The sequence below is a fragment of the Granulicatella sp. WM01 genome (assembly GCF_004570605.1).
Lineage (GTDB): Bacteria > Bacillota > Bacilli > Lactobacillales > Aerococcaceae > WM01.
Window position 1 is genome coordinate 1 of the sequence record NZ_SPPB01000097.1, and the last position, 3,667, is coordinate 3,667.

Sequence of the window (3,667 nt, forward strand, 5' to 3'; positions counted from 1 at the left end):
CTCCTTTATGTCTTTATGTTGTTTTGATTAGATTATTTTTAATTTAGGTGGTTCTTTATTTTTCATTTTATTTGAATTTTTGTTATTTAGTGTTGTTTCTATTGTATCCTTGACCTGTAAAAATAAGTATTGAATGCCGTTCACGTTTGACACGTCTAGCAACTAATATGTTATTCTTTTTTATTGTTCTAATTTTAGGGTAAATGTTAGTATATCTTTCCACAACATCTACCTCCTTAATCACACCATCCACCACTGCTTGTCGCCTTATTAATGCATGATTTTCTTTAAGTTTCAATCTTGTGCCATCATTTAGTAGAGCTGTAGCTCCACCATTTTTACCTAATTTTTTAAGATCTAGTATAGTGACTTCACTCCCAACTAGATTCATGTGATCATCTCCTTATACATCATTTATTTATTTTTTAAATTCGTACCATTTAAAGTCTAGTAATGGTCAACTCTTTCAGCTTATAGCTATTGCTATGCTTTTTCGTGATGTGGCTGACACTAGATATGCCTTTCTAGTTTTTACTCATTGTCCCCGCTTTCTCTTTTTATGCCATAGCCACACTGATTAGGACAATGGTTTTTATTCAATTATCAAAGAACAATAAACAGTTTAACGACTTATTTAGGTCATTTAATCGTATGACATTACGATTTAAGGTTTTATTTTTTGGAGAATTTGCGTGAAAATTTCCCTAATTAACTCTAATGGAATGTTAGAACGGTCATTATAATTTTTCGCAAAATTTTTAAAGGTTTTTGTTGCTTTTATCATATTATTTTTTAAATTTAGCTTGGTATTACTGGCAAATTTAGTAGGTTTTTGAATTGGATAATTATAATTGTTATATCTTGTGAGATTATCATAAGGAATATTAAATCCTATAACCTCCCTAATGTAACGCCATATTCTTCCATACGCTGGATTTTCAATGATGTAATATTTAGGATTGTATTTTTTTATAATCTTAATGGTATTAAAAATGCACAATTCTCCATTTATCCTCTTAATAAATTGGTTGTCATAATGATAGTGATGACTGTCATCCTCGTAATCCTTGTATGTCCTTATCGTAAAATAACTTGCTTCACTTTGTGGAACAAATAAACTTTCTTCCGAAAAATCTTCCTGCTTCCAACACGCATTCCCTCCCCTCATACCGCTAGCCGTAGACCAACTCTCACATGGTGGACTAGCCACAATTAAGTCTGGGCAAGGTAAGGAATCTAACGTACTAAACAATGTACAATCCCTAAACATATAACTGTAATCAGCTAAATTAAGCTGAATACACTGCGTGTTTTTATTTTCTTGATCTAGTCCAATCGAATAATTATCAATCTCTTCAAATTCCCGAGCGACTTTGTTGTAGCACCCATTGCCGCTATCGAATAATGACCACACTATCATTTTTTATCCCCCTCACACTCTAATTTATCCAGCGTATTATTGGTTCTCCTATATATCCTTTTTCCCATATATACCAGGCATAGCACACCGCACTGGATTTATATTTGTTAAATTCTGCGTTTCTCGCGCATATTAATCTTCCGCTTGAGACGTAAATAACCTTTGGTGGACACTTTTCAAAAAAGCATCTTCGTTCTTTACTTTCAAGGAATTGAATTTTTAGAAACATGGCTACTTTCCTTTGTGGTTTAATAATGTTTAAGGAGTGTTTAACAAATTTTAGTGCTTCTCTATAAGGGGGATTAGTGATAATATCACCATCCCAATCAGAAAAATCAAAAAAGTTACGTACTTGCCCATATCCTCTGTCAATTAAGTCCGAACTAATCACACGATACCCATGGCTTGCCAAAACCTCAGAGATATGCCCTTGACCACATGCCGGCTCCAATATTTTAATATTGAATTTTTCCTGTTCAAGTAATAGCTCTGTAGCCTTAGGTTCAGTGGCATAAAAATCATGTTCTTCTCTTTTTTTGGTGGAATGATTACTAGCGGCTAAACTAGAAAAAATAAATGCTTTCTTTTTTTTCTTGTTCATAGTTTCCCCTCCTCTACTATCGTAGATATATATGTAATGGCACACTACGGGTTTTATTTTTCAGCTTCCAACATCCAAAAAAATATTCATCTGATATGGGTATAACCATTCTTCATAAGTTGATATTACACGCTTAACGGCACTTCGTGACTGCCCAAAATTTTCAGCTAACAAAGTTATATAAACTTCTCTATCTTCTTTATTTTTTTGAATGATTTGAGTATAAATTTGTTTAATCAATGCAAATTTAATTCCCCCATTTCGTCCCGATTTATACGAATAGAATATTTTTTTGTTTTCTTTTAATTGTTGAAGAACAATATCCAATGTTCTTGCCGGGATTTTTAAAGACTCTATTAATTGTTTTTTAGTTGTAGACACAAATACAGTACTTGTAGAGCTTTGTTGTTGAATATAATTTAAAATGTCTTCTTGCCATTCTTTATAGTGACTACGCTGTCTCTCACAACGTCTTTTTTTGAATTTTTTCCACTTAGTATGCGTAAACAAATCTTGATAAGATAAATCACTATCTATCCATGCTCTACATAGATTTAATATATAGTGTCGACTTGCACCTGTATAATGTCCAGAATACGCACTAGTTATAATCTTTCTAATATCATTTTTTTTAATGGGATATGTTAGTTTATTGTTAAATTCTGTCATCATTTGGATGCATTCGTTTTGTGGTGTATTACTCGAATAACAGGCTAAAGACAAGGTAAATATGACATTATTACGCCCCAGTAATCCCTTATTCCCCTTAATTTTGATTTGATCAAGCAACAATTTGAACCATTTTTCTTCGGTTTGTTTAATTCCATTAATATCAGACAATATACACAAATTATTAGGTGCATAATTATACTCATCTTGTTTCATAGACCAAGTCATCCACTTACTAAAGCTATATCGATGTGCCTTGTCATAGTAGATAACATTTTGACTATTAGGAAATCTTGCTATCCCAAAATGATTACACATCATATCCACTGGTAAATCATTTTGGCATAGGAAGTATTGCCGCAAATTCTGTGATATTCTTTTAGCTATTTCAATAGCTCTAAAATTACTATGTCTCGTTATATATACGGGACCATCTAAAACAAAATAGGCTTGATAACCTCTATCTGTTTTAATAATATATGTAGGCATAAAGCCTAACTCTAGTGATGCTAGAAGAATATCCGAATCTGTCACATTCATTGAATCAAAATCTACATAAAACACATTAATTTGTTTTAGATTTTGTTCGCTATGTCCTACAACAGTTCCTAATTTATTTTTGTATGCACCATACCTATATACATTTGGCGTCCAATGCGTAAAATACTCTGCTTTTTCTTTAACAGATTCCAATGAAGTGATAACAAGACCTCTTGATATCGTCATACTCTTCTTAGAAAAAAATGTAAAAATTGATCCCTTTACATCTTCAATAGAATCATTAATAGGCTTGATTCTACTATTCAAATATTTATATTTTATTAATCCATTTTGAACCGTTACATCAAGAATATCTTGTATATCCAATTTTTATCACCTCCAAATCATTTTTTCCAAACAAAAAAGAGAACAAAATTACTTCTGTTCTCTCAAAAAATAGTTATTTTTACTCTTTCTCAAAACTCTAGACACTTACT

The 3,667-nt window shown here is 31.7% G+C and carries 4 protein-coding genes; all 4 read right to left on the minus strand.

What is annotated here, in order from left to right:
* Positions 1 to 82: 82 nt before the first annotated feature.
* Positions 83 to 391 carry a hypothetical protein gene (locus tag E4T68_RS08540; RefSeq protein WP_135125979.1) on the minus strand — a complete coding sequence of 103 codons (309 nt, stop codon included), beginning with the start codon at positions 389 to 391 and terminating at the stop codon, positions 83 to 85.
* A gap of 273 nt (positions 392 to 664) precedes the next feature.
* Positions 665 to 1,420, minus strand: coding sequence for a DNA methyltransferase (locus E4T68_RS08545; RefSeq protein WP_135125981.1), 756 nt, complete (start codon positions 1,418 to 1,420; stop codon positions 665 to 667).
* A 19-nt stretch (positions 1,421 to 1,439) separates the two neighbouring features.
* Positions 1,440 to 2,021: an NAD(P)-dependent oxidoreductase gene (locus E4T68_RS08550; RefSeq protein ID WP_209305067.1), complete on the minus strand. Its 582-nt coding sequence runs from the start codon at positions 2,019 to 2,021 to the stop codon at positions 1,440 to 1,442.
* Positions 2,022 to 2,081: 60 nt separating this feature from the next.
* Positions 2,082 to 3,557: a primase C-terminal domain-containing protein gene (locus E4T68_RS08555; RefSeq protein WP_135125983.1), complete on the minus strand. Its 1,476-nt coding sequence runs from the start codon at positions 3,555 to 3,557 to the stop codon at positions 2,082 to 2,084.
* Positions 3,558 to 3,667: the final 110 nt, after the last annotated feature.